General features: G+C 40.2%; 20 protein-coding genes. 18 read left to right on the top strand and 2 right to left on the bottom strand.

The window, feature by feature from the left end:
• Positions 1-4 precede the first annotated feature (4 nt).
• Both atpE and WCV88_04835 read right to left on the bottom strand, forming a co-directional pair.
• A complete protein-coding gene (atpE, locus tag WCV88_04840; GenBank protein MFA6475492.1) occupies positions 5-232 on the bottom strand; it encodes an ATP synthase F0 subunit C in 228 nt (75 codons plus the stop codon).
• A gap of 17 nt (positions 233-249) precedes the next feature.
• Entirely contained in the window at positions 250-1,065 is an 816-nt protein-coding gene (locus tag WCV88_04835; GenBank protein MFA6475491.1) for a FoF1 ATP synthase subunit a, read from the bottom strand.
• Positions 1,066-1,416: 351 nt separating this feature from the next.
• On the opposite strand from WCV88_04835, the gene WCV88_04830 reads away from it, so the two are divergent.
• The 18 genes from WCV88_04830 to WCV88_04745 all read left to right on the top strand — a co-directional run bounded on the left by WCV88_04830 (position 1,417) and on the right by WCV88_04745 (position 18,797).
• Complete coding sequence (locus WCV88_04830) at positions 1,417-1,728, top strand: hypothetical protein (protein MFA6475490.1); 312 nt, start codon at positions 1,417-1,419, stop codon at positions 1,726-1,728.
• Positions 1,729-1,737: 9 nt separating this feature from the next.
• On the top strand, positions 1,738-1,914 hold the full coding sequence (locus tag WCV88_04825; GenBank protein ID MFA6475489.1) for a hypothetical protein: 177 nt from the start codon (positions 1,738-1,740) through the stop codon (positions 1,912-1,914).
• A gap of 3 nt (positions 1,915-1,917) precedes the next feature.
• Entirely contained in the window at positions 1,918-2,844 is a 927-nt protein-coding gene (locus WCV88_04820) for a protein phosphatase 2C domain-containing protein (GenBank protein ID MFA6475488.1), read from the top strand.
• 24 nt (positions 2,845-2,868) lie between these two features.
• Positions 2,869-7,218, top strand: a complete 4,350-nt coding sequence (locus WCV88_04815) for a hypothetical protein (protein ID MFA6475487.1) — start codon at positions 2,869-2,871, stop codon at positions 7,216-7,218.
• A gap of 40 nt (positions 7,219-7,258) precedes the next feature.
• The gene (locus WCV88_04810) at positions 7,259-7,672 is read left to right on the top strand and encodes a hypothetical protein (protein MFA6475486.1); all 414 of its coding nucleotides are present in this window, start codon (positions 7,259-7,261) and stop codon (positions 7,670-7,672) included.
• On the top strand, positions 7,653-8,429 hold the full coding sequence (gene pheS / locus WCV88_04805) for a phenylalanine--tRNA ligase subunit alpha (GenBank protein ID MFA6475485.1): 777 nt from the start codon (positions 7,653-7,655) through the stop codon (positions 8,427-8,429). Before WCV88_04810 ends, pheS begins: the two co-directional genes overlap by 20 nt.
• 1 nt (position 8,430) lies before the next feature.
• Positions 8,431-10,599, top strand: coding sequence for a phenylalanine--tRNA ligase subunit beta (gene pheT / locus WCV88_04800; GenBank protein MFA6475484.1), 2,169 nt, complete (start codon positions 8,431-8,433; stop codon positions 10,597-10,599).
• Complete coding sequence (gyrB, locus tag WCV88_04795) at positions 10,580-12,574, top strand: DNA topoisomerase (ATP-hydrolyzing) subunit B (GenBank protein MFA6475483.1); 1,995 nt, start codon at positions 10,580-10,582, stop codon at positions 12,572-12,574. Before pheT ends, gyrB begins: the two co-directional genes overlap by 20 nt.
• A gap of 66 nt (positions 12,575-12,640) precedes the next feature.
• Positions 12,641-12,829 (top strand): preprotein translocase subunit SecE, encoded by a 189-nt coding sequence (gene secE, locus WCV88_04790; GenBank protein MFA6475482.1) that lies wholly within the window; start codon positions 12,641-12,643, stop codon positions 12,827-12,829.
• Between the two features lie 5 nt (positions 12,830-12,834).
• Entirely contained in the window at positions 12,835-13,380 is a 546-nt protein-coding gene (gene nusG / locus WCV88_04785; protein MFA6475481.1) for a transcription termination/antitermination protein NusG, read from the top strand.
• Positions 13,381-13,397: 17 nt separating this feature from the next.
• Positions 13,398-13,823, top strand: coding sequence for a 50S ribosomal protein L11 (gene rplK, locus WCV88_04780; GenBank protein MFA6475480.1), 426 nt, complete (start codon positions 13,398-13,400; stop codon positions 13,821-13,823).
• 3 nt (positions 13,824-13,826) lie between these two features.
• Positions 13,827-14,513, top strand: coding sequence for a 50S ribosomal protein L1 (gene rplA, locus WCV88_04775; GenBank protein ID MFA6475479.1), 687 nt, complete (start codon positions 13,827-13,829; stop codon positions 14,511-14,513).
• A gap of 1 nt (position 14,514) precedes the next feature.
• Positions 14,515-14,934 (top strand): cytidine/deoxycytidylate deaminase family protein, encoded by a 420-nt coding sequence (locus WCV88_04770; protein ID MFA6475478.1) that lies wholly within the window; start codon positions 14,515-14,517, stop codon positions 14,932-14,934.
• On the top strand, positions 14,931-15,470 hold the full coding sequence (locus WCV88_04765; GenBank protein MFA6475477.1) for a hypothetical protein: 540 nt from the start codon (positions 14,931-14,933) through the stop codon (positions 15,468-15,470). Before WCV88_04770 ends, WCV88_04765 begins: the two co-directional genes overlap by 4 nt.
• Positions 15,452-17,089 (top strand): peptidoglycan DD-metalloendopeptidase family protein, encoded by a 1,638-nt coding sequence (locus WCV88_04760; GenBank protein ID MFA6475476.1) that lies wholly within the window; start codon positions 15,452-15,454, stop codon positions 17,087-17,089. The genes WCV88_04765 and WCV88_04760 overlap by 19 nt, the downstream gene beginning before the upstream one ends.
• Positions 17,079-17,705 (top strand): dTMP kinase, encoded by a 627-nt coding sequence (tmk, locus tag WCV88_04755; protein ID MFA6475475.1) that lies wholly within the window; start codon positions 17,079-17,081, stop codon positions 17,703-17,705. Before WCV88_04760 ends, tmk begins: the two co-directional genes overlap by 11 nt.
• On the top strand, positions 17,689-18,111 hold the full coding sequence (gene dut, locus WCV88_04750; GenBank protein ID MFA6475474.1) for a dUTP diphosphatase: 423 nt from the start codon (positions 17,689-17,691) through the stop codon (positions 18,109-18,111). Before tmk ends, dut begins: the two co-directional genes overlap by 17 nt.
• Positions 18,108-18,797, top strand: coding sequence for an NAD+ synthase (locus WCV88_04745; GenBank protein ID MFA6475473.1), 690 nt, complete (start codon positions 18,108-18,110; stop codon positions 18,795-18,797). Before dut ends, WCV88_04745 begins: the two co-directional genes overlap by 4 nt.
• The last annotated feature ends 2 nt before the right edge of the window (positions 18,798-18,799 follow it).

The following is an 18,799-nucleotide window of genomic DNA, read 5'->3' as shown; positions in this document are numbered from 1 at the left end:
ATTACTAGACAAACAGAATGAGCAAGGCAATAACCAATGAGTAAATACCGAGCGATTCGGTGATAGCCATGGCAATAACCAACTTACTAAATATGGTGTTTTCGATACTGGGATTACGCCCGATCGATTCCATGGTTTGTTTAGCCATTAGGCCTTGCGCGATCGCTGGGCCAGCACAACCGACACTGACGGCGATGGCGGCGGCGAACATTTTTGCAACTTCGATATCCATAAGAGATATATAAATAATTATGAATTAGTTAATTGAGCATGCTGGGCATGAAGGCCTTCCTCCACGGAAATATTTACAAACAGCAACAACAGCAGGGGAAACAATATCGCCTGAATGGTGGCCGTTAATAAACCAAGCATGGCAAAGGGAATGGGGGCAACAAATGGTGCAATCGATAACATTACTAACATCAAAACTTCTTCCGAGAAAATATTACCAAATAAACGAAATGATAATGACAACACCCGGGCGACTTCACCGATCATTTCCAGCAAGCCAACAAAGAAATTTATTGGACTAGAAAAATTAAAAAAGTGTTTTAAGTACATTTTTACTCCAACAAACTTAAAGACGGTAAATTGAGAAAAAATAAACATGCATAAAGTCACCCCAATAACTAAGGCGTAATCGGCCAAAGCCGGGCGATATAAATGAGCTCCATTCACGCGTAAAGCCAATAAACCAGGGATAAAATTAGCCATATTAGCCGTCCAAAAGAACATTACCAGGGTCATAAAGACTGGGAAAAACCATTTGGTTAGTGGTTCATTTTTGGTGGTATCCTTAATAAAACCATATACACTAGTAAGTACTGTCTCATAGAAAAATTGTAATTTGCCTGGAACAGTTTTTAATTTAAGACGAATAATAACTGTCAACACTATTAAAAACAGGCTAACTGTATAGGCCGATAGCATTGAATTTGTTACTGGCATTGGGCCGATATTGAAAATAACCTCGGGTTTTAAGCTAACATGAATGCCACCTTCCTCGGAGTGTTCTTCACTGACTTGCTCAGCTGTGATCGGTTGTGTGTCCGTTGTCTCGGCCATGTTGTAAATAGGAAAGAAATTTTCTTGTGGTTGTAAAAATTAACAGGTTTGATGTGATAAAGGCAACAAATATGCCCGCAAGCACATAAATATTTGATCCAGTTTGCTTACTTATTAGGTAACCAATGCCTCCAAATAGGAGTAAAGGACCAAGTATGTTTCCGCTAGAAACAGCCATGGCCATAAGGTATGGTGATTTCATGGCGCCTATAGAGTACTGGAAAGACAGTAACCAGTCAATAAATAAAGCCATTTTTATTGTGGATAAGTCAAAAAAATATTGACATTTTCAAAAAAATGTTATATAAAGTATCAAGTTAATAAGAATCTACTAAATAAATAATAAAATATATGGATCCAGTGAATGAATTCGTGCTAAATCTAATGAAAGAGGCCAAATTAGATACCTTGCCAGACGATTTTAAACAAAGTCTTCAGGATCAATTAATGGTACAAGCCTATCGCCGTATTGGAGTGGTTATTATGGAGGAACTAAACGACGAGCAAGCTGGCCAATTTACTGAATTAGTTGCCAATCCTGATAAAATTGATCAAACAGCTGTGAATGATTTTTTGACCAAAAATACTACCGAAAAATTTGCCGACAAGATTAAAACCGCCCTCACCGATTTAGCGGTCGAGTTTTTGAAGTCGCAAAAATAGGCTCTACTTATGGAGTTATCTCCACAGGAGGAAGCAAAAATAAAATTGATTCATCGCATTTATGACGATTTTATGGCACAACTGAATGATTTAAAAACTGAACAAGATGAAGTTATAAAGCGAGTGGTAGCCAAAATCGATCACGATAAAATCAAAGACACTTTAGATAAGTTACATCAAGCCTAAACTATGTCTGAACCAAAGCGCGAACCAAAACCACCTAGACCGTTACCTGAATCAGAAAGCAGGGAGAAAGAACCGTTTGATGTTGGTATTGCCCAAGAACCAGACCCTGGTCATACCGTGTGTGAAGACGCTTATACCGCCGATCCAGAACATGGTTTCTTTGCCGTTTATGATGGTGCCGGTGGTATTACAGGTGCCCGCGCTGCCGCCGAATTAGCCCGCGCCATGGTTACACAATATTTAGATAAAAATTTGACTGACGATATCACTGATATCAAAGCAATTCGCCAAATTATTGAACAGGCTGTGTATTTTTCCGATGGTCATATAATTGATGATTTGACAGAAGGTGCCACCACAGCGACGGTTGTTATAATACGAAAATTGGGGGATAAAACAATAGCCATTTGTGCGTCTGTTGGTGATTCTCGTTTTTATGTCAAGAAACAATCCAGTGAGTTACTACAAGTATCAGTCGATGATAATTATTTAACTCAATTAGATATAGCCGGTAAACCAATTACACTAGCAGAAATAAATAGGTTAAATCGATTATTTAGTACAATACGTTCAGTTGATGAATTGGATAGCGAAAAAAAATATGTTCTTGATGATAATAAATTTTCTGAACGAACCTTGTATAAAATGTTAAATCTTACCAGTGTATTAGGTGGTCAAGAAGCAAATGAAGTACACATTGTTACAAAAGTGCTAGAAGCCGGTGATACACTAGTGTTATGTACTGATGGCATATCCGATCTTGTGCCACATAACGATCTGGCAGCTGGTATTAACCCTGATGACTCTGCCCAAGTTAATGCCGATCGTTTATTACAGTTATCCAAAGATGGCTTACGGATTGGTCCGAACAATAAAACAGAGGATGACCGAACGGTGATAGTGATTAAAGGTAAAAATCAAACCAAATAGTAAATAATAACCTTAAAAAATCCTATGTCTGACCCAACGCCACGACCAGAAATAAAGAAAATTGAATCTAAAAGACCAATTGGTTTTTCTGCTGAGATGTCCGCTGCCAGAGCTAAAGGTGGTATTCGTGAGTTAGGTAGATATATTGCCGCAAAACAACGTGAATATAGAGGTGTGGCTACTCCTGAAGATAGTAAAAAACTGTATGAAACAGACAAACATGCCGCCGATTTACAACGCGCCGCCGAGACGAAAATTGATGCTGTGGCTAATCCTGAAAAACGCCTACGTAAGATTAGTAACAAAACAGAAGCTGGCCCTGAACATCCTGGTAAAAATGAAAACGAAGATGTTGTATTAATGGAGCCTAGTAAGGAATTATACGGTATTTTTGATGGCGTTCATACGGCAGTTGGTGGCAGTGAAGCCGCTCTTATGGCGCGCCATATTATTAAGACTATTGATTTCAGTAGTTGTCGTAGTATCGATGACTATAAAGCTGTGCTGCGGGATGTTTTTAACGAAATAAATGACCGAATTAAACAGGATAATGTTGATCAAGCCAGACCATCCGGTAGCGAGATCAGTACCGCCGCTACCGTTGTAAAAATCGTTCGTCGTGCTGATGGTAAAAGAACGGCCATTATTGGAAATTTAGGTGATTCAAGAGTTTATCGACGTTTTGCTGGTAGCGATAAACTGGAAAAACAAACCGTCGATGCGGATAGAAACACTGATTTATTAGGTAAAATTAATACAGTTGGTGATGAAGCTGTAATAAGGGTTGAACTTGATGATGGTGATGATATTGTTATTACTTCAAATGGAATTCATTTATACACCTCTGAAGCCGAGATGGGAAAAATCTTAAATGATGAACCCAACACTAACACTGCGACACAACAAATCATGCAAACAGCCACTAATAAAATAAATGAGCAGCTAAGAAAGAATGAGAGTGTTACTGCCGGTGATGATAAAGATCGTAGTATTATTGTTATCCCTGATGATAAAGATCCATTAGAGGATTTGATCATAAAGGATAAAGACATGTATCTAACCACGGCACGTAATCTGACTGAACCTTTGCCGGTTCCTTATGATGTTGTAAAAATTGAAGCTTTTAAATTAGCTTATAAAGAGAATGAGAGATTAATGCGGACGGCGTTTGCTAATACTTATGATAATGGGTTAATTAACCCAGTGGATTTAGAAGCCTGGAAGGCAGTTGGTGTTGAAGATTGGATTAGGTTGTTAAATGATCGAAAGGCTGATGAAAGATTTGTTAGAGTATTACCTGAATTCAGACAAAAATTTCTTGAGCGTAAAGATGATATTGAAATCACTGAACTGGGAGATGTATGGGCTTTACATCAAATATTAGACGATGCCCGTGATGCCGGACAGATTAACATATACGATATTTGGATTAAAAAAATTGTTCAACGTAACCCAAAAATTCTTGATCGACTTAAAGAACTAGGTCAACCTGAATTGACAGCCTACAAAACTGCTCCCGATGACTATCCTGTTTCATTTGATCCAGCGAAAATTGAAATGGATCAATTTGATCGTTCTATTGTTCGTGAAATGCAGGCTAAAAAACCCGGAGTAAATACTCAATATTTGGAACAAGCTGAGATTAAATCTGATACTAATGTAATCAAAGCCTTGGCTGGTGTAATTACTCTTGAAAATCTTAATAAGTCTGATACTGAATTGAAGGCTTTGCCTGAAGTTATTGCTTTGGCGACAAAACTTGGTATTAGTCCAGAAGGAGTTGCGCAAGTGATTGTGGCGCAGCGCATGCTGATTACTGAACAAGCCGCCGCGCAAGAACGCGCTGGACGGAGTACTTTAAAAACCGTAGGTAGGCTCGGTGCTATTGCGGCCGGCGGTGTAGCACTTAGCATGACTGGAATCGGTGCTATTCCAACTATTGGCCTTTTGGCGGGAGTAAGAATGGCCGATAGAATAAGAACCACCCAGAATCAAGCCACTGAGCAAAGCAGGCATGAGGCTACTTTATTAAACCAAATAAAACAAAGTAGAAAGAAGTTCATTGATGGTAACCTGACACTAGGCCAAGCCGAAGCTACTTTAAAAACCACTTTAGAAACTCTCGCGGCGCTGTTGGCGACACAAAAAGAGAAAGAACTTGTTGACAAAGGTGCACTGACACAGGCTGATGTACAAGGAGAGATTTACGGGAAGTTAATAGATGATAATTGTAAAACAGAGACAGATAATTTAAGGCAAGCACAAGCAGACTATTATAGTGCATCAGAAGATCAAAAATCTTTTTATTATCAAGCGGTATTAAGAGCCCAGGCTGAATTTGATCGTGTCGCCGAACCATACAAACGAATTGCCCAAGCTCAGGCGAATTTAGTTGACATGGAGAATAAAACCGCCGCTCAGGAAAAAGCCCAAAGTCAATCTTCATCGCGTATTTTAAAAGAAATATTTGGTGATAAAAGTGAAGTATTAGAAGCTGTGGCAACTTCAGCGGTGTTTACATCCATTGGTATCGCTGCCCGTGAGTGGCCTGGTTTAAGAGTTGGTATGACAACTTTGGCTGGCGCTAGACTTGGCGACACAGTAGCACGTGCTTTGATCAGCCGGGCTGAAGGTACGTCAATTACTGAACAGAATAAGCGAGTCAAATTTTTTGATATCGAATTGAGAAAACCAATGAATGGTAGTTGGATCAACTTTGTGCTCAACAGCCGACAAGAAATGAATAAGTTTAAAGAACGATTACAGGACAATGATTTTAGACAAAAATCACCCACTGATTATAGGGCTATGCAAGAAATCGTCACCCGATACGAGCAAGCCTTATCCTATATTGGTGCTTTAAAAAATATTAAAGATTTAGCCCGGCTTGAACCGGATGCACCGACTGCTAAAAAACGTTATCATGCCTGCGTTCGTGGCGCGCTAGCCTTCACTGGTGCTGTAGCTGGCTATTTTGTTGGTGACGAATTAGTATCTTTAGCCGCCCATCGGGTGGAAAGTGAATCTGTACCAGTTGATCACGTTGAACCTAATCCAGTGGAAAATCCGGTTGTGATACCTCCACCAGGTGGACATACTCCAATACCATTTGTCGGTCCAATTTTACCAGAACCACCTGTTCAATCGGCTGATCTAACTCACATCGTTCACCACACAGAAGGTGTCTCTCATGCCATTAAAGGGCAAGTATCCGATCGAGAGATGTCACATTTGTTGAATTCTACAGAAGTAAAAGTTAACGGCCATAATGTAAAATTACTTGATGTGGGTGTTAAGGATAGTGAAAAAATCAGTGTGGCAGTGCATGACGTTGGTGGTCATAAACAAGTTGAGTTTTATGATGTCGCCACTAAACAAAAAATTGCTCCGGAACACTTGAACGATTATCTTTATGAACGTGGCCATGAACATGATGTGCCTGTACCGCATGAACCAGTTGAAGTAAATCCGAAAATCACTAATTTTGTTAATGATTATGCAGAACCGCGTCCGGGTCAAAGTGTTGCGCGATATATCGATTCAGGTTTATATACTTATGTTCATAGTAATCCAGATCAGTTTCCCGAATTACAAGAAATACCCGCTGAGGAGCTATATGAAAAACCAGAATTAAGAGCTGTGTCTATAGAATTAGTAAAACATTATCGAGCCGAGAGTGGCGGATCGTGGACGGGTGAAACCGCTGGTCGCGTGGCTGAACCATTGGCTATACCGGTTGTAGTTGAACCAAAAAGTGTGGATTTAGGTCAGCATTTCATGGGCAATGGTGAACCACAAAATCATGGTGCTTTTATCGATAATATAAAAACTCTACTTAACAGCGATAAAAACCATAAAATTGTCAGCCCAAATGGTTTGGTGTTTGGATTACACGATGGTCAGGTCACGGTGGATTTACATAATGTCACAGGTAATCATCCACCACTAAGCGAAAAATTGTATCATGAGTTAATGACTGAATATAAAACTAAATTGAAAAGTTCTAGTGATCATGAGTTTCACCGTGAGTCATTTTTTGCTGTGCTGGATCGAGCCAATGAACCGCACGAAATGAGATTATTCGAACAAGATCAATTTGGTTTGGATAAATTACCGCGGGATTATTCCAAATTTGTGACAGAAGTCAAACACGTTATGAGTGTCCATGCGGATATTGATAAATTTCGCGGACCCAATGGCCTGACTTATATAGAAGATCATGATAAATTGTATGTTCGTTGTGCTGCAACGCGGGTTGAACTTACACCTGAGACTTACACGAAGTTAATAAATTACTTTGATAGATTCATTGTTACCGATAAATCTTACCATGGTGTTTTCGTACCAGATCAATTCAATGCTGCCCTTAAATAGTTTAGTTGAATATCTCAACTGATTCTGTTATTCTATCACCATGCCCGTGCGCCGATTTTTAATTCTAATGAGTTTAGCCGGTCTGGCTAGTTTAGCCGCCTGGGTGGTTGTAATTAAGTTTATTGACCCCACACAAACCGGGTCAATCGGAATTGGTTTGTTTTATGCCACATTGGGCTGCTGGGTATTCGCTGTGATGGTGGTATTTGGTTTATTGATCCGGATTGTCTTAAAACGCTGGCACAAGCAAACTGTCGTGGCTTTTCATTTAATGCTACCAACCTTTCGTCAAGCGATTTTTTGCACCTGCATTGTTCTACTGTCACTAGTTTTAACGGCTCATGAGTTATTTACCTGGATGACGGCCGGCTTACTCGTGTTATTCTTTAGCTTGTTAGAGGGCTTCTTATACAGTTTACAAAGACAACCAACCCATGAAGAACCAGTTAATTGATCAATCATTACCGGGAGAAGCTATCAAACTTGGTCAGCTTCACCCGCTGCGTTTAGTACAAAACGAGTTGGTCGATGTTTTTCGATCGATGAGTTTTGCTGTGTATGAAGGTAATGAGCGTGAAACGGAAGATTATTGTTTTGAATTTTTAAACATTCCTAAAACTCATCCGGCGCGCGATTTGCAAGACACTTTTTATCTTGATACTAACCGCCCTGACGGCTTAAAAGAAGTGATGCGCACACACACTTCCAATATGCAGGTTCGGCTCATGCAAAAACTTACACCACCATTACGTGTGGTTGTGCCAGGCCGAGTGTTTCGTAATGAAGCCATTGATGCTTCACATGAGCATACTTTCTATCAAATGGAAGGTTTTGTGGTGGATAAAGACATCTCAATTGCCAATCTGACATATATGTTAAAACTAGCTATGTCGAAATTACTGAATAGTGATATCAAGGTAAGGCTTAGACCGGGTTATTTCCCATATGTCGAACCAGGTTTTGAAGCGGATTGTTCGTGTGTGGCTTGCGCTGGTAAAGGCTGTGCGGTTTGTAAACATACCGGTTGGGTGGAAATGTTAGGCTGCGGCATGATTCATCCTAAAGTGTTTGCCGCAGCTGGATATAAACCCGGCCAATATACTGGCTTTGCCTTTGGTATGGGTATAGATCGGCTCGCTATGATGAAATACGGTATTAAGGATATTCGTTACTTTATGAACAATGATTTAAGGTTTTTGTCCCAATTCTAATATGAAATTATCCTATAATTGGCTCAAAGAATTTGTCGATCTACCGGCCGATCCAAAACAGGTAGCTGAATTAATCACAGCTCATGTGGCCGAAGTTGAAACCATCCATGATCAAGCCGCTGCTTTTGAACATATTGTGGTAGGGGAAGTACTTGAGGCTAAACGACATCCTAATGCTGATAAACTAAATATTGGTCAATTTAATGTCGGTGAAGCTTTGCCGCGTCAGATTGTCTTTGGTGGTAAGGCCATATTAGAACCTGGTCAAAAATTACCCATTGCCCTAACTGGTGCAGTTTTACCAAATGGTCTGACTATTGTGGAGAGAAAATTACGCGGCGAGGTCTCACAAGGGATGTGTTGTTTGAACTCTGAATTAGGTATTCTTGACGGTGCAGATAAGGTAAATTTTTTTTCGGAATCGGTTGCGCCTGGTACGTTGTTATCAGAAGCCTTAGGTTTTACTGACACGATTATTGAAATAGACAATAAAACCCTGACGCATCGCGCTGATTTATTTTCTCATGTCGGTTTTGCGCGGGAACTTAGTGTTATTTTAAAAACCCCTCTAAAATTACCAGCTTTAACGCAACCAGACCCCAACTCTGACATCTCATACAAAGTAAAAGTTGCAGCTGTTAAGGATTGTAAACGGTACCTGGGAATCGTTCTGGATAATATTAACGTAAAATCTTCACCAGACTGGTTGAAACAAAAACTTCAAGCCGTGGGTGTGAGATCGATCAACAATGTAGTAGACATTACCAATTATGTCATGTGTGAATATGGTCAGCCGTTACATGCCTTTGATTATAATAAAATTTCCGGAACTGTGTCCGTGCGGTTTGCCAAACAAAGTGAAACACTAACTGGTTTAGATGGAAAAAATTATGAACTAAATGATTCAATTCTAGTGATTGCTGATAGTAAAATACCGCTAGCCTTAGCTGGAATAATGGGTGGAGCCGATTCGGCTATTACTGATCAAACTACTACAGTGGCGCTAGAATCGGCGACCTTTAATCCAACCACGATTCGATTAGGAGCCCAGCAATTATCTATCCGCACCGATGCCAGTACGCGCCATGAAAAAAATTTACCAACCGTTCTAGCGGAACTTGGTTTTCTTAGAGCTATTCAATTATTAATTGAATTAGCCGATGCTAAAATTGTCTCAAATATTGTTGATGAGGATAATGATTTGTCTACCACCGAACCTATTAATTTAGATTTAAATTATGTTCATAAACTTATTGGAGTCACACTACCGGAAACTGAGATAAAAAATACGTTGACGGCTTTGGGTTGTACTGTAACTAAGGATTGGTTGGTAACGTCACCCGCGCACCGTACCGATCTAATTATTCCAGAAGAGTTAATTGAAGAGATTGCTCGGATATATGGTTATAGTAATATTGAACCTCAACCATTAGTGGCGCAGTTAGTTCCACAAGTGATTGAGTCAACTTATGAATTAGGACAAAGTCTGATTGAACGAGCTGCACGAGCTGGGGGAGTTGAAGTGTGTAATTACTCATTTAATAAAACGGGTCACACTAAATTATTGAACCCAATCAATCCGGAGTTGCCTTATTTACGAGAAAGTTTAATCCCAAATTTATTGGAATGTATAAAAAGAAATCTAAATACCGGGGCACGTGATTTTACCTTGGTTGAGTACGGTCATGTTTATCTTGAATCTGGAGAAGAAATTCATTTAGCTTTAAGCTGTGTTGGAAATAGTGCACAAATTTACCGAAAGACAAAAGGTTTTGCTGAATTGTTAAATCTACCCAGTGACACTATCCAATTAGATCAAATCAAAAAATGGTTTGTCGCCACTCTCGAAGTAAACCTGTCTGCCCTAGCTACCCTGCTACCAGCTACTAAACCCATCACCCCCATTTCCGAATTACCCGGTATTGAGTTAGATATCTCCGTGGATTTTCCTGAAGCCACACCTTGGTCAGATATCAAACCTGTCATTCTCCAAGCCGGTGAACCATTGATAAAAAAACTGACGGTTTTTGATATATTCAAAACTGCTCTGGGTATCAGAATGTATCTGCATGGCGGAAACAGAACCTTAACTATGGACGAAGCGGAGAATTTACGGCATACTGTTATCGCTAAGTTAACGAATAAATTTCATGCCATCCACCGAAAATAAAGCTAAGAAGAAAGCCTCAGTTTACGGAGCCCAACAAATCACCGTATTAGAGGGTTTAGATCCAGTCCGAAAGCGCCCGGGAATGTATATTGGCAATACCGCTTATGCTGGGTTACATCATTTGATTTGGGAAGTAGTGGATAACTCCATTGATGAAGCTATGGCCGGTTTTTGTAACGAAATTACGGTAGTACTATTGCCCGATGGTTATGTATCAGTTGAGGATAATGGCCGTGGTATACCAGTCGAAAAACATCCTGTTACTAAACTTTCTGCCCTGGAAACAGTATTAACAAAACTACACGCCGGCGGTAAATTTGGTGGCGGTGGCTATAAAGTATCCGGTGGGTTACATGGGGTAGGTGTATCGGTAGTGAATGCTTTATCGACTGATTTTATCGCCCAAGTAAAACGTGATGGAAAGTTATACGAGCAACGCTTTTCGATTGGTAAATCGAAGGGAAACGTAAAAGTAGTAGGTAAATCTACCGAAACTGGCACAATTATAAAATATAAGGCCGATACATCTATCTTTACCGTGAACGAGTATGATTGGAAGTATGTCTTAGAGCATTTACGTCAGCAAGCCTATTTAACTAAAGCGCTCAAGATGGTGATTCGTGATCAGCGCGATAGTCGTAATGAACAAAGTTATACCTATTATTTTGAAGGTGGAGTGGCTTCATATTGCCGTCATCTCAATCATAATAAAGATGTAAAACAAGAAAAAGTCTTTTATATCGAGAAAGATCAAGATAACGTGAAGGTTGAAGTCGCTTTACAATATAATGCTGACTACAATGAACTGGTGTATGGTTTTGCCAATAACATTCATACGGTTGAGGGCGGTATGCACATTCAAGGTTTCCGTACTGCCTTAACTAGAACACTCAATAATTATGCTCGCAAACAAAACTACTTAAAGGAAAAAGATACCAATCTACAAGGGGAAGATGTGCGGGAAGGTTTAACGGCCGTTATTTCTGTGAAATTACCTGACCCGCAATTTGAAGGTCAAACCAAAGCCAAATTAGGTAATGCCGAAATAAAACCGATCGTGGAAACCGTGTTTGGTGATTATTTTGCCGCCTTTTTAGATGAAAACCCGCAAGACGCTAAAGATATTATTGGAAAATGTTTAATTGCCCAACAAGCCCGTGACGCCGCCCGGGCGGCTCGTGATACCGTCTTACGTAAAGGTGCCCTAGAAGGCATAACCTTACCAGGCAAATTGGCCGATTGTTCCTCGCGCAAACCAGAAGAATGTGAAATCTATATTGTGGAGGGTGATTCGGCCGGTGGCTCAGCCAAACAAGGCCGAGATCGAAAGTTTCAAGCCATCTTACCGTTGCGTGGTAAAATTCTTAATGTGGAAAAATCACGCCTTGATAAAATGCTCGCTAATAATGAAATTAAAAGTTTGATTATTGCCATGGGTACCAATATTGGTGAACAGTTTGATATCACTAAATTGCGCTATAATCGCATTATTATTATGACCGATGCTGATGTTGACGGGGCTCATATTCGGACGTTATTATTAACACTATTTTTTAGGCACTTTCCTGATGTGATTAACCAAGAGCATTTGTTTATTGCCCAACCACCACTGTATCGTTTAAATAAGGGTCGAGAAGTACACTATGCCTACGACGAAGCTGAGCGTGATAAAATTATTAGTCAGTTTACTGGCAATAAAACCACCAAGGTAGTTGTTGAAGAAGGTGAGGGTCAAGGGGTTGGTCAGAATGTGGCCGGTGTGAATATTCAACGCTATAAAGGTTTGGGTGAAATGAATCCGGAACAACTGTGGGATACCACCATGAATCCAGCTAGCCGGATGATGCAAGTGGTGACCATTACCGATGCCGAAAAAGCCGATGAAATGTTTGATATCCTCATGGGCAGTGAAGTCGCCCCGCGCAAACGGTTTATTCAAACCCGCGCCAAATCGGTAACGAATCTCGACATTTGACTCTTTTTTGGCTTTATAGTAACCTAGTACTTGCCCGCAGGGCTTTTTTAAGTTAAGGATATTATCATGAAGAAACTCATAAAATATATAAAAGAATCCTACGCTGAGTTACGTCGAGTAACGTGGCCAACGCGTCAGGAAGCCTTACGCAGTACTGGCATAGTAGTGGCCTTTGCTGGTGGCTTTGCAATATTTCTTGGCGTGGTAGATTTTCTTTTCAATTTAGGTCTTAACTATCTCATTTCAATAGCCTAACGCTTATGCCAAAACAAACTGCTGCGCTTGGTCGCCGCTGGTACGTCTTGCACACCTATTCTGGATACGAAGAAAATGTTTCAGACAATCTGAGACAAAGAATCGAATCCATGGGTATGCAGGATAGAATCTTTAATGTGCTGGTGCCAACCGAGAAGAAAATAAAAATCAAAAATGGTAAACGCAAGGTCATTACAGAAAAAATATTTCCAGGTTATGTGCTAGTAGAAATGGTGGTAACGGATGATTCCTGGTATGTAGTCAGAAATACACCAAATGTGACTGGTTTCGTCGGATCCGGCACAACGCCAACACCCATTTCTGAGCAAGAAGTTAAAGAATTACAACGCCGCATGGGTATTGATCAGCCCACCATGAAGATGGATTTACTGCCGTCTGACCCGGTGCGGATAGTCGATGGACCATTCAAGGATATGGAAGGTAAGATTTCAGAGGTTGATGAGGTACATGGTAAAGTGAAAGTATTAGTCTCGATGTTTGGTCGAGAAACACCAGTCGAATTAGACCCCTTACAAATAAAGAAGATTTAAGCTAATGTATAACTGCTATGGCAAAAAAGATAAAGACACAGATTAAACTACAGATTCCCGCAGGAGCGGCTAATCCAGCCCCGCCGATTGGTCCAGCTTTAGGGCAACATGGTGTAAATATCCAGGATTTCTGTAAGCAATTCAACGAACGCACTCAAGAGCAACGTGGAAATATTTTGCCGGTTGTGATTACAGTGTTTGAAGATCGTAGTTTCACTTTTATTTTAAAAACACCGCCGGCGGCCGAGTTACTAAAAAAAGCCGCTGGCATTGAAAAAGGTTCCGGTAAACCTCTCACTGACAAAGTCGGCAAAGTAACCATGAAACAAATTCGGGAGATTGCCGAAAAGAAACTAGCTGATTTAAATGCCAATGATGTTGAAGCAGCCAGCAAAATGATTGCCGGAACTGCTCGGCAAATGGGATTAACTATAGAAAATTAATTTATGCCTAAACCTTCCAAACGTTATCGCACCGCCGCTGAACTGATTTCTAAGCAAAAGACTTATTCAGTGCCTGAAGCATGTGCGGCTGTAAAAAAATCACCTATCAAATTTGATGCGAGTGTTGAATTGCATATCAAAGTTGGCATCGATACTAAAAAATCCGATCAAACCGTGCGCGGTTCTATTCAATTACCGCATGGGACCGGTAAGACCAAACGCATTATTGCTTTTGTTGGTTCAAACCAAGAAGCTGACGCCAAAGCCGCTGGCGCTGATATCATTGGCACGGCCGAAGTTATTCAACAAATAAAAACTACCAGCCAGATTGACTTTGATGTGGCAGTGGCTACACCTGATATGATGAAGGCCCTTGGCCCAATTGCTCGTATTATTGGTCAAAAAGGTTTAATGCCTAACCCGAAAACTGACACGGTTGGCCCGGATGTTAAGAAAATGATCACGGCTTTAAAAAAAGGTAAGATTAATTTTAAAAATGATGCCACCGGTAACATTCATCTGGCCGTTGGTCGTGTATCCTTTTCTGAACAACAACTCACTGAGAACATCACCGCTGCGCTAGAGGCTATTCGTAAAGCCAAACCGGCTGGTTCAAAAGGGACATTTGTACGCTCAATTACTGTGGCTAGTACCATGGGTCCAGCCATCCCCTTAGCCATCGGCGCGTAATATGCGACCAACCCCTGAGCAATATTTCATCAATATTGCCAGTGTGGTGGCAACTCGAGCCACGTGCGATCGCGCACATATTGGTGCTGTGTTGGTGCGAAACAAATATATTATTTCAACCGGTTACAATGGAGCTCCCCGCGGTTTGGCGCACTGTGATGAAGTTGGTCATCTCATGGAAAACGGCCACTGTGTGCGCACCACCCACGCTGAACAAAATGCCATTATTCAGGCGGCTGTACATGGCAGTACTACCGCAGGCACAACTCTTTACTGCACTCATTCACCCTGTAAGATCTGTACTAAATTGATTTTAAATGCCGGCATAGTAAGAGTGGTATCAGCTCAATTATATCGTGATGAATCAGTGACCAATATGTTTAAAGAAGCCGGGGTTGAATTTATCGTTGTAAACCCATGATTATTGCCCTAACTGGAGAAAAATTAGCCGGTAAAGGCACCGTTGCAGACTATTTAGTAAAAACAAAGTCGGCTCAAGTGGTAAGATTTTCTCAACCCTTAACGGATATTTTACACCGTTTATATCAACCCAACACGCGTCAAGAATTAGTTGCCCTTGGTACATTTTTAAGACAAAGATTTGGTAATGATGTATTAGTTAAAGTCGTTATTAACGATCTGAACAAACTATCAGACCAATTAGTGATCGTTGATGGTATGAGATATCTCGTTGAATATGAGGCGTGTGCAAAATTACCAGATTTTTATTTGTTAAATATTACCGCCCCCATTAAGACACGTTATGACCGCACGAAATTTCGTCAAGAAAAAGTTGATGAAGCGAACATGACCTTAGCTGAGTTTGAAAAAAAAGAAAGTGACCAAACTGAACAAGAAATAACGCTAGTGCAGCAACACGCCAATTTCACAATTCATAATACGGGCACGCTAGATGATCTATATAATCAAGTAAACCTATGGTGCGCCACTTTATAATTAGTCTTGTCTTACTTGGCTTCGCTTGGCCAAGTTTGGCGGACACTAATTTTATCTATCCGTTACCCACCTGGCATGTTTCTACACAACAAGGTGAGGAAATTAGTAGTGGTTTATATCATATGGGCGTTGATGTCGGCGGTGATTTGCCAGCCGGAACGCCTGTCTATGCAGCCGCTGATGGCATCGTGCGGGAAGCTCAAGAGCGTAGTCAGTTTGGTTTAGTGGTTTTGCTTGAACACACTGATATTGGTGTATCGTTGTATGGGCACCTTGATCCAACCGATATTAGAGTCACACCGGGGCAAACAGTGGCGATGGGGGATGTTATAGGAGTGTTAGGTGACACTGTTAATAATGGTGGGTGGCCAGTACATTTGCATTTCGGTATTAACAAAGCGGCTTACACTGGTGAGTGGATCTATTACGGCCACGTGCATGATCCAGCCGAAGCCGCCAACTGGTACGACCCAATTACTTTTATTCCGGAACATTTATTAGCAGATATTTGGAAACCCACCTTTATCCCAGACTTAGAAAATGGAGCCGTGATTGGAAATTCCTTGTCTGTCACTGGCACAATAGGTGATAAGGGTAGTACTATTAAATCCGTTCGTATTAAAGTTAGTAGTGATAATGAAACTTGGCAGACAATTTCAAATTACGCCAATCCGACTTACGTGCTATCAAGTGTAGTTGATATTTCTGATTACGCCGATGGGAAATTATACGTGAAAATTATAGCTCGAGATTGGTTTAATAACAAAACTGTGGTGAATCGAACTGTTACAAAGGATACATATCTTTTTACGGTACCAATGTTTGTGGCGATGAAAAGTGGCAGCAGCAATGCTGAGATCACGCAATGGTCGTACGGTGGCTCAGTTACTAAATCATTTTTTCCTTATCGCGAAAATACTGCTAAACGGACATATTTGGCTGTTGAAAATGACAATATCATTACCGCTCGTGGTAATCACGTTAAAATATTCTCAGCAACTGGAGAAAATATTAATCAGTTAAAGATTAATCAGTTTGATCTGCCAGATATTCGAATTGGTGCTTTAACAGTATCCAACGACCAAATTATTATTGCCGATAAAAATACTTATAATATTTCATCTTACAGTATGATCGGTGAATTAATCTGGACTATTTCACCACCAAACTTTCTCGCTACAGACATGGTGATCAAAGACGGTACTATTTATCTGTGTGGTAATTACCTTAACAAGGCCAAGGTGATGACTATGGATACGAGTGGCACGATAGTAAATCAGTTTAATCCATTTCGCCATAGCAGTACTATTACCAGTTGTAATCTGGCAATATTTAATAATCAATTAGTTGTTACCACCAATGGTAATGATGTTGGTACGGCTAAAGTATTTTCTCTAACCGGCGCACAAATTGGTCAATCATTTCAACCGTTTGGTAGTGATTTTACTGGCAGTATTGATGTCACCGCTTTATCCGATGGTACTGTGTTATTTAGTCAGGCCAGTCGCGGCCAAGCTTGGGTGAAGGGTTATAGTTTAGATGCTGAACCTGTGGTATTATTCACTGAGAGAGTTTACGAAGAAGATTTTAATATGGGAGCTAAAATTTATGCCTGGTAAATTCATAGTTTTTGAAGGTGGTGAGGGGAGCGGTAAATCGTCACATGTCCAATTAACCAGTGATTTTTTAAAACAGCACTCGATCTCTAGTATTACTACTCATGAACCGGGTGGTACTAAAATTGGTAAAATAATTAGAGAACTTATTTTAGAAGAACGAGTAGCGACCCGAGCTGAACTATTATTATTTCTAGCTGATCGAGCGCAACACGTGGCTGAAATTATTAAACCGACCTTAGATAAAAACACCACTGTGTTATGTGATCGTTTTACCGGTTCAACTTTGGCCTACCAAATTGGTGCTCGTAATTTACAACCGGAAAATCTAATTATCCAAATGGAAGACTTCGCTCGCTCTGGTTTAACACCAGATTTAACTATCTATTTAGATATTGATCCGGCCATTGGCATTGAACGTAAACGGGTGCAGACTAATCACACCATGAACAGCTTTGATGATTTTGATCTCGAGTTCCATCAATCCGTCCATGAGTACTTTTTGCAGTACGCCAAGCAACAAGCTAACTGGGTAATTATTAACGCTAATCGTAAATTAAGTGATGTCCAATTTGATCTTAACCAATTATTAGGTAAGTTTTATGGATTTACCCATTAAATTATTAAACCCTTTAGCCACATTACCGCACTATGCCCATACCACTGATGCTGGGTTAGATCTCTGTTCGGTTGAGGAATGCACGATTGCTGGAGGTGCACGATGGCTGGTAGGAACAGGTATAAGTCTGGCCATTCCTGATGGTTATGTAGGGTTAGTGTGGGATAAATCTGGTATTGCCACTAAAATCGGCGTAACCACTCTAGCCGGTGTGATCGATTCCGGCTATCGGGGTGAAATAAAAATTGCTTTATATAATACTGGTTCGGAAAATTACATCATAAAATCTGGTCAAAAAATTGCTCAATTATTAATTCAACCAATTGTGCAACCAAATATTATTGAGACGGATAATTTATCTGTGACAGATAGAAATGATCATGGTTTTGGCAGTACGGGCTTATGATTGAACCAATCGTAACATTCTTAAAAAAACACTTACATGATAAGCCGGCCGTGATTGGTTTGAGTGGTGGAGTAGATTCAACAGTAGTAGCTTATCTACTAACTAAAGCTATATCTACTAATAAAATTTATTCTTTTTATTTACCATCTGGCTCTAATACTCAACAAGATCTAGATGATGCTAAATTGGTAATTAGTAAATTAAAAATAACAAATAGGGTAATTAATATTGACCCTATTATTCATGAATTTCAAAAAATTGAGCCAAGTATCTCAGCGTTATCATTGGGTAATTTAAAGGCGCGAGTAAGAATGTCTGTTTTGTATATGCAGGCGAATGAATTAGGTGGGTTAGTAGTGGGAACGGGTAACAGAACTGAATTCGAGTTAGGTTACTTTACTAAGTATGGTGATGGGGGAGTAGATCTTGCACCGTTAGCTCATTTATATAAAACCCAGGTGTGGGAGTTGGCCAAACAATTGGGTGTACCCGAGCAGATTATCTCCAAAGCCCCATCGGCTGGTTTATGGTCTGGCCAAACAGATGAAACAGAATTAGGTATGACTTATCAAATGGCCGATAGCGTCTTAAAAGATAAAGATTATTCTAATCTAACTGTTGTAGAGAAAATAAAGCAATTACAAAAATCTGCCCAACATAAATTAGTTCTACCACCACATTTATAATA

The sequence above is a fragment of the Patescibacteria group bacterium genome (genome assembly GCA_041665365.1).
Taxonomy (GTDB): domain Bacteria; phylum Patescibacteriota; class Patescibacteriia; order UBA9570; family UBA9570; genus UBA9570.
The sequence above is the reverse complement of the archived record's forward strand: the minus strand, read 5'-3'. Positions and strand labels throughout refer to the sequence as shown.

Bases quoted from the DNA above. Each gene is read 5' to 3' on its own strand.
- WCV88_04760 (MFA6475476.1), top strand. From the start codon at position 15,452: ATGGTGCGCCACTTTATAATTAGTCTTGTCTTACTTGGCTTCGCTTGG.
- tmk (MFA6475475.1), top strand. From the start codon at position 17,079: ATGCCTGGTAAATTCATAGTTTTTGAAGGTGGTGAGGGGAGCGGTAAA.
- WCV88_04830 (MFA6475490.1), top strand. From the start codon at position 1,417: ATGGATCCAGTGAATGAATTCGTGCTAAATCTAATGAAAGAGGCCAAA.
- rplK (MFA6475480.1), top strand. From the start codon at position 13,398: ATGGCAAAAAAGATAAAGACACAGATTAAACTACAGATTCCCGCAGGA.
- WCV88_04815 (MFA6475487.1), top strand. From the start codon at position 2,869: ATGTCTGACCCAACGCCACGACCAGAAATAAAGAAAATTGAATCTAAA.
- WCV88_04745 (MFA6475473.1), top strand. From the start codon at position 18,108: ATGATTGAACCAATCGTAACATTCTTAAAAAAACACTTACATGATAAG.
- dut (MFA6475474.1), top strand. From the start codon at position 17,689: ATGGATTTACCCATTAAATTATTAAACCCTTTAGCCACATTACCGCAC.
- pheT (MFA6475484.1), top strand. From the start codon at position 8,431: ATGAAATTATCCTATAATTGGCTCAAAGAATTTGTCGATCTACCGGCC.
- WCV88_04820 (MFA6475488.1), top strand. From the start codon at position 1,918: ATGTCTGAACCAAAGCGCGAACCAAAACCACCTAGACCGTTACCTGAA.
- WCV88_04810 (MFA6475486.1), top strand. From the start codon at position 7,259: ATGCCCGTGCGCCGATTTTTAATTCTAATGAGTTTAGCCGGTCTGGCT.
- WCV88_04770 (MFA6475478.1), top strand. From the start codon at position 14,515: ATGCGACCAACCCCTGAGCAATATTTCATCAATATTGCCAGTGTGGTG.
- rplA (MFA6475479.1), top strand. From the start codon at position 13,827: ATGCCTAAACCTTCCAAACGTTATCGCACCGCCGCTGAACTGATTTCT.
- gyrB (MFA6475483.1), top strand. From the start codon at position 10,580: ATGCCATCCACCGAAAATAAAGCTAAGAAGAAAGCCTCAGTTTACGGA.
- secE (MFA6475482.1), top strand. From the start codon at position 12,641: ATGAAGAAACTCATAAAATATATAAAAGAATCCTACGCTGAGTTACGT.
- pheS (MFA6475485.1), top strand. From the start codon at position 7,653: ATGAAGAACCAGTTAATTGATCAATCATTACCGGGAGAAGCTATCAAA.
- WCV88_04825 (MFA6475489.1), top strand. From the start codon at position 1,738: ATGGAGTTATCTCCACAGGAGGAAGCAAAAATAAAATTGATTCATCGC.
- atpE (MFA6475492.1), bottom strand. From the start codon at position 232: ATGGATATCGAAGTTGCAAAAATGTTCGCCGCCGCCATCGCCGTCAGT.
- nusG (MFA6475481.1), top strand. From the start codon at position 12,835: ATGCCAAAACAAACTGCTGCGCTTGGTCGCCGCTGGTACGTCTTGCAC.
- WCV88_04835 (MFA6475491.1), bottom strand. From the start codon at position 1,065: ATGGCCGAGACAACGGACACACAACCGATCACAGCTGAGCAAGTCAGT.
- WCV88_04765 (MFA6475477.1), top strand. From the start codon at position 14,931: ATGATTATTGCCCTAACTGGAGAAAAATTAGCCGGTAAAGGCACCGTT.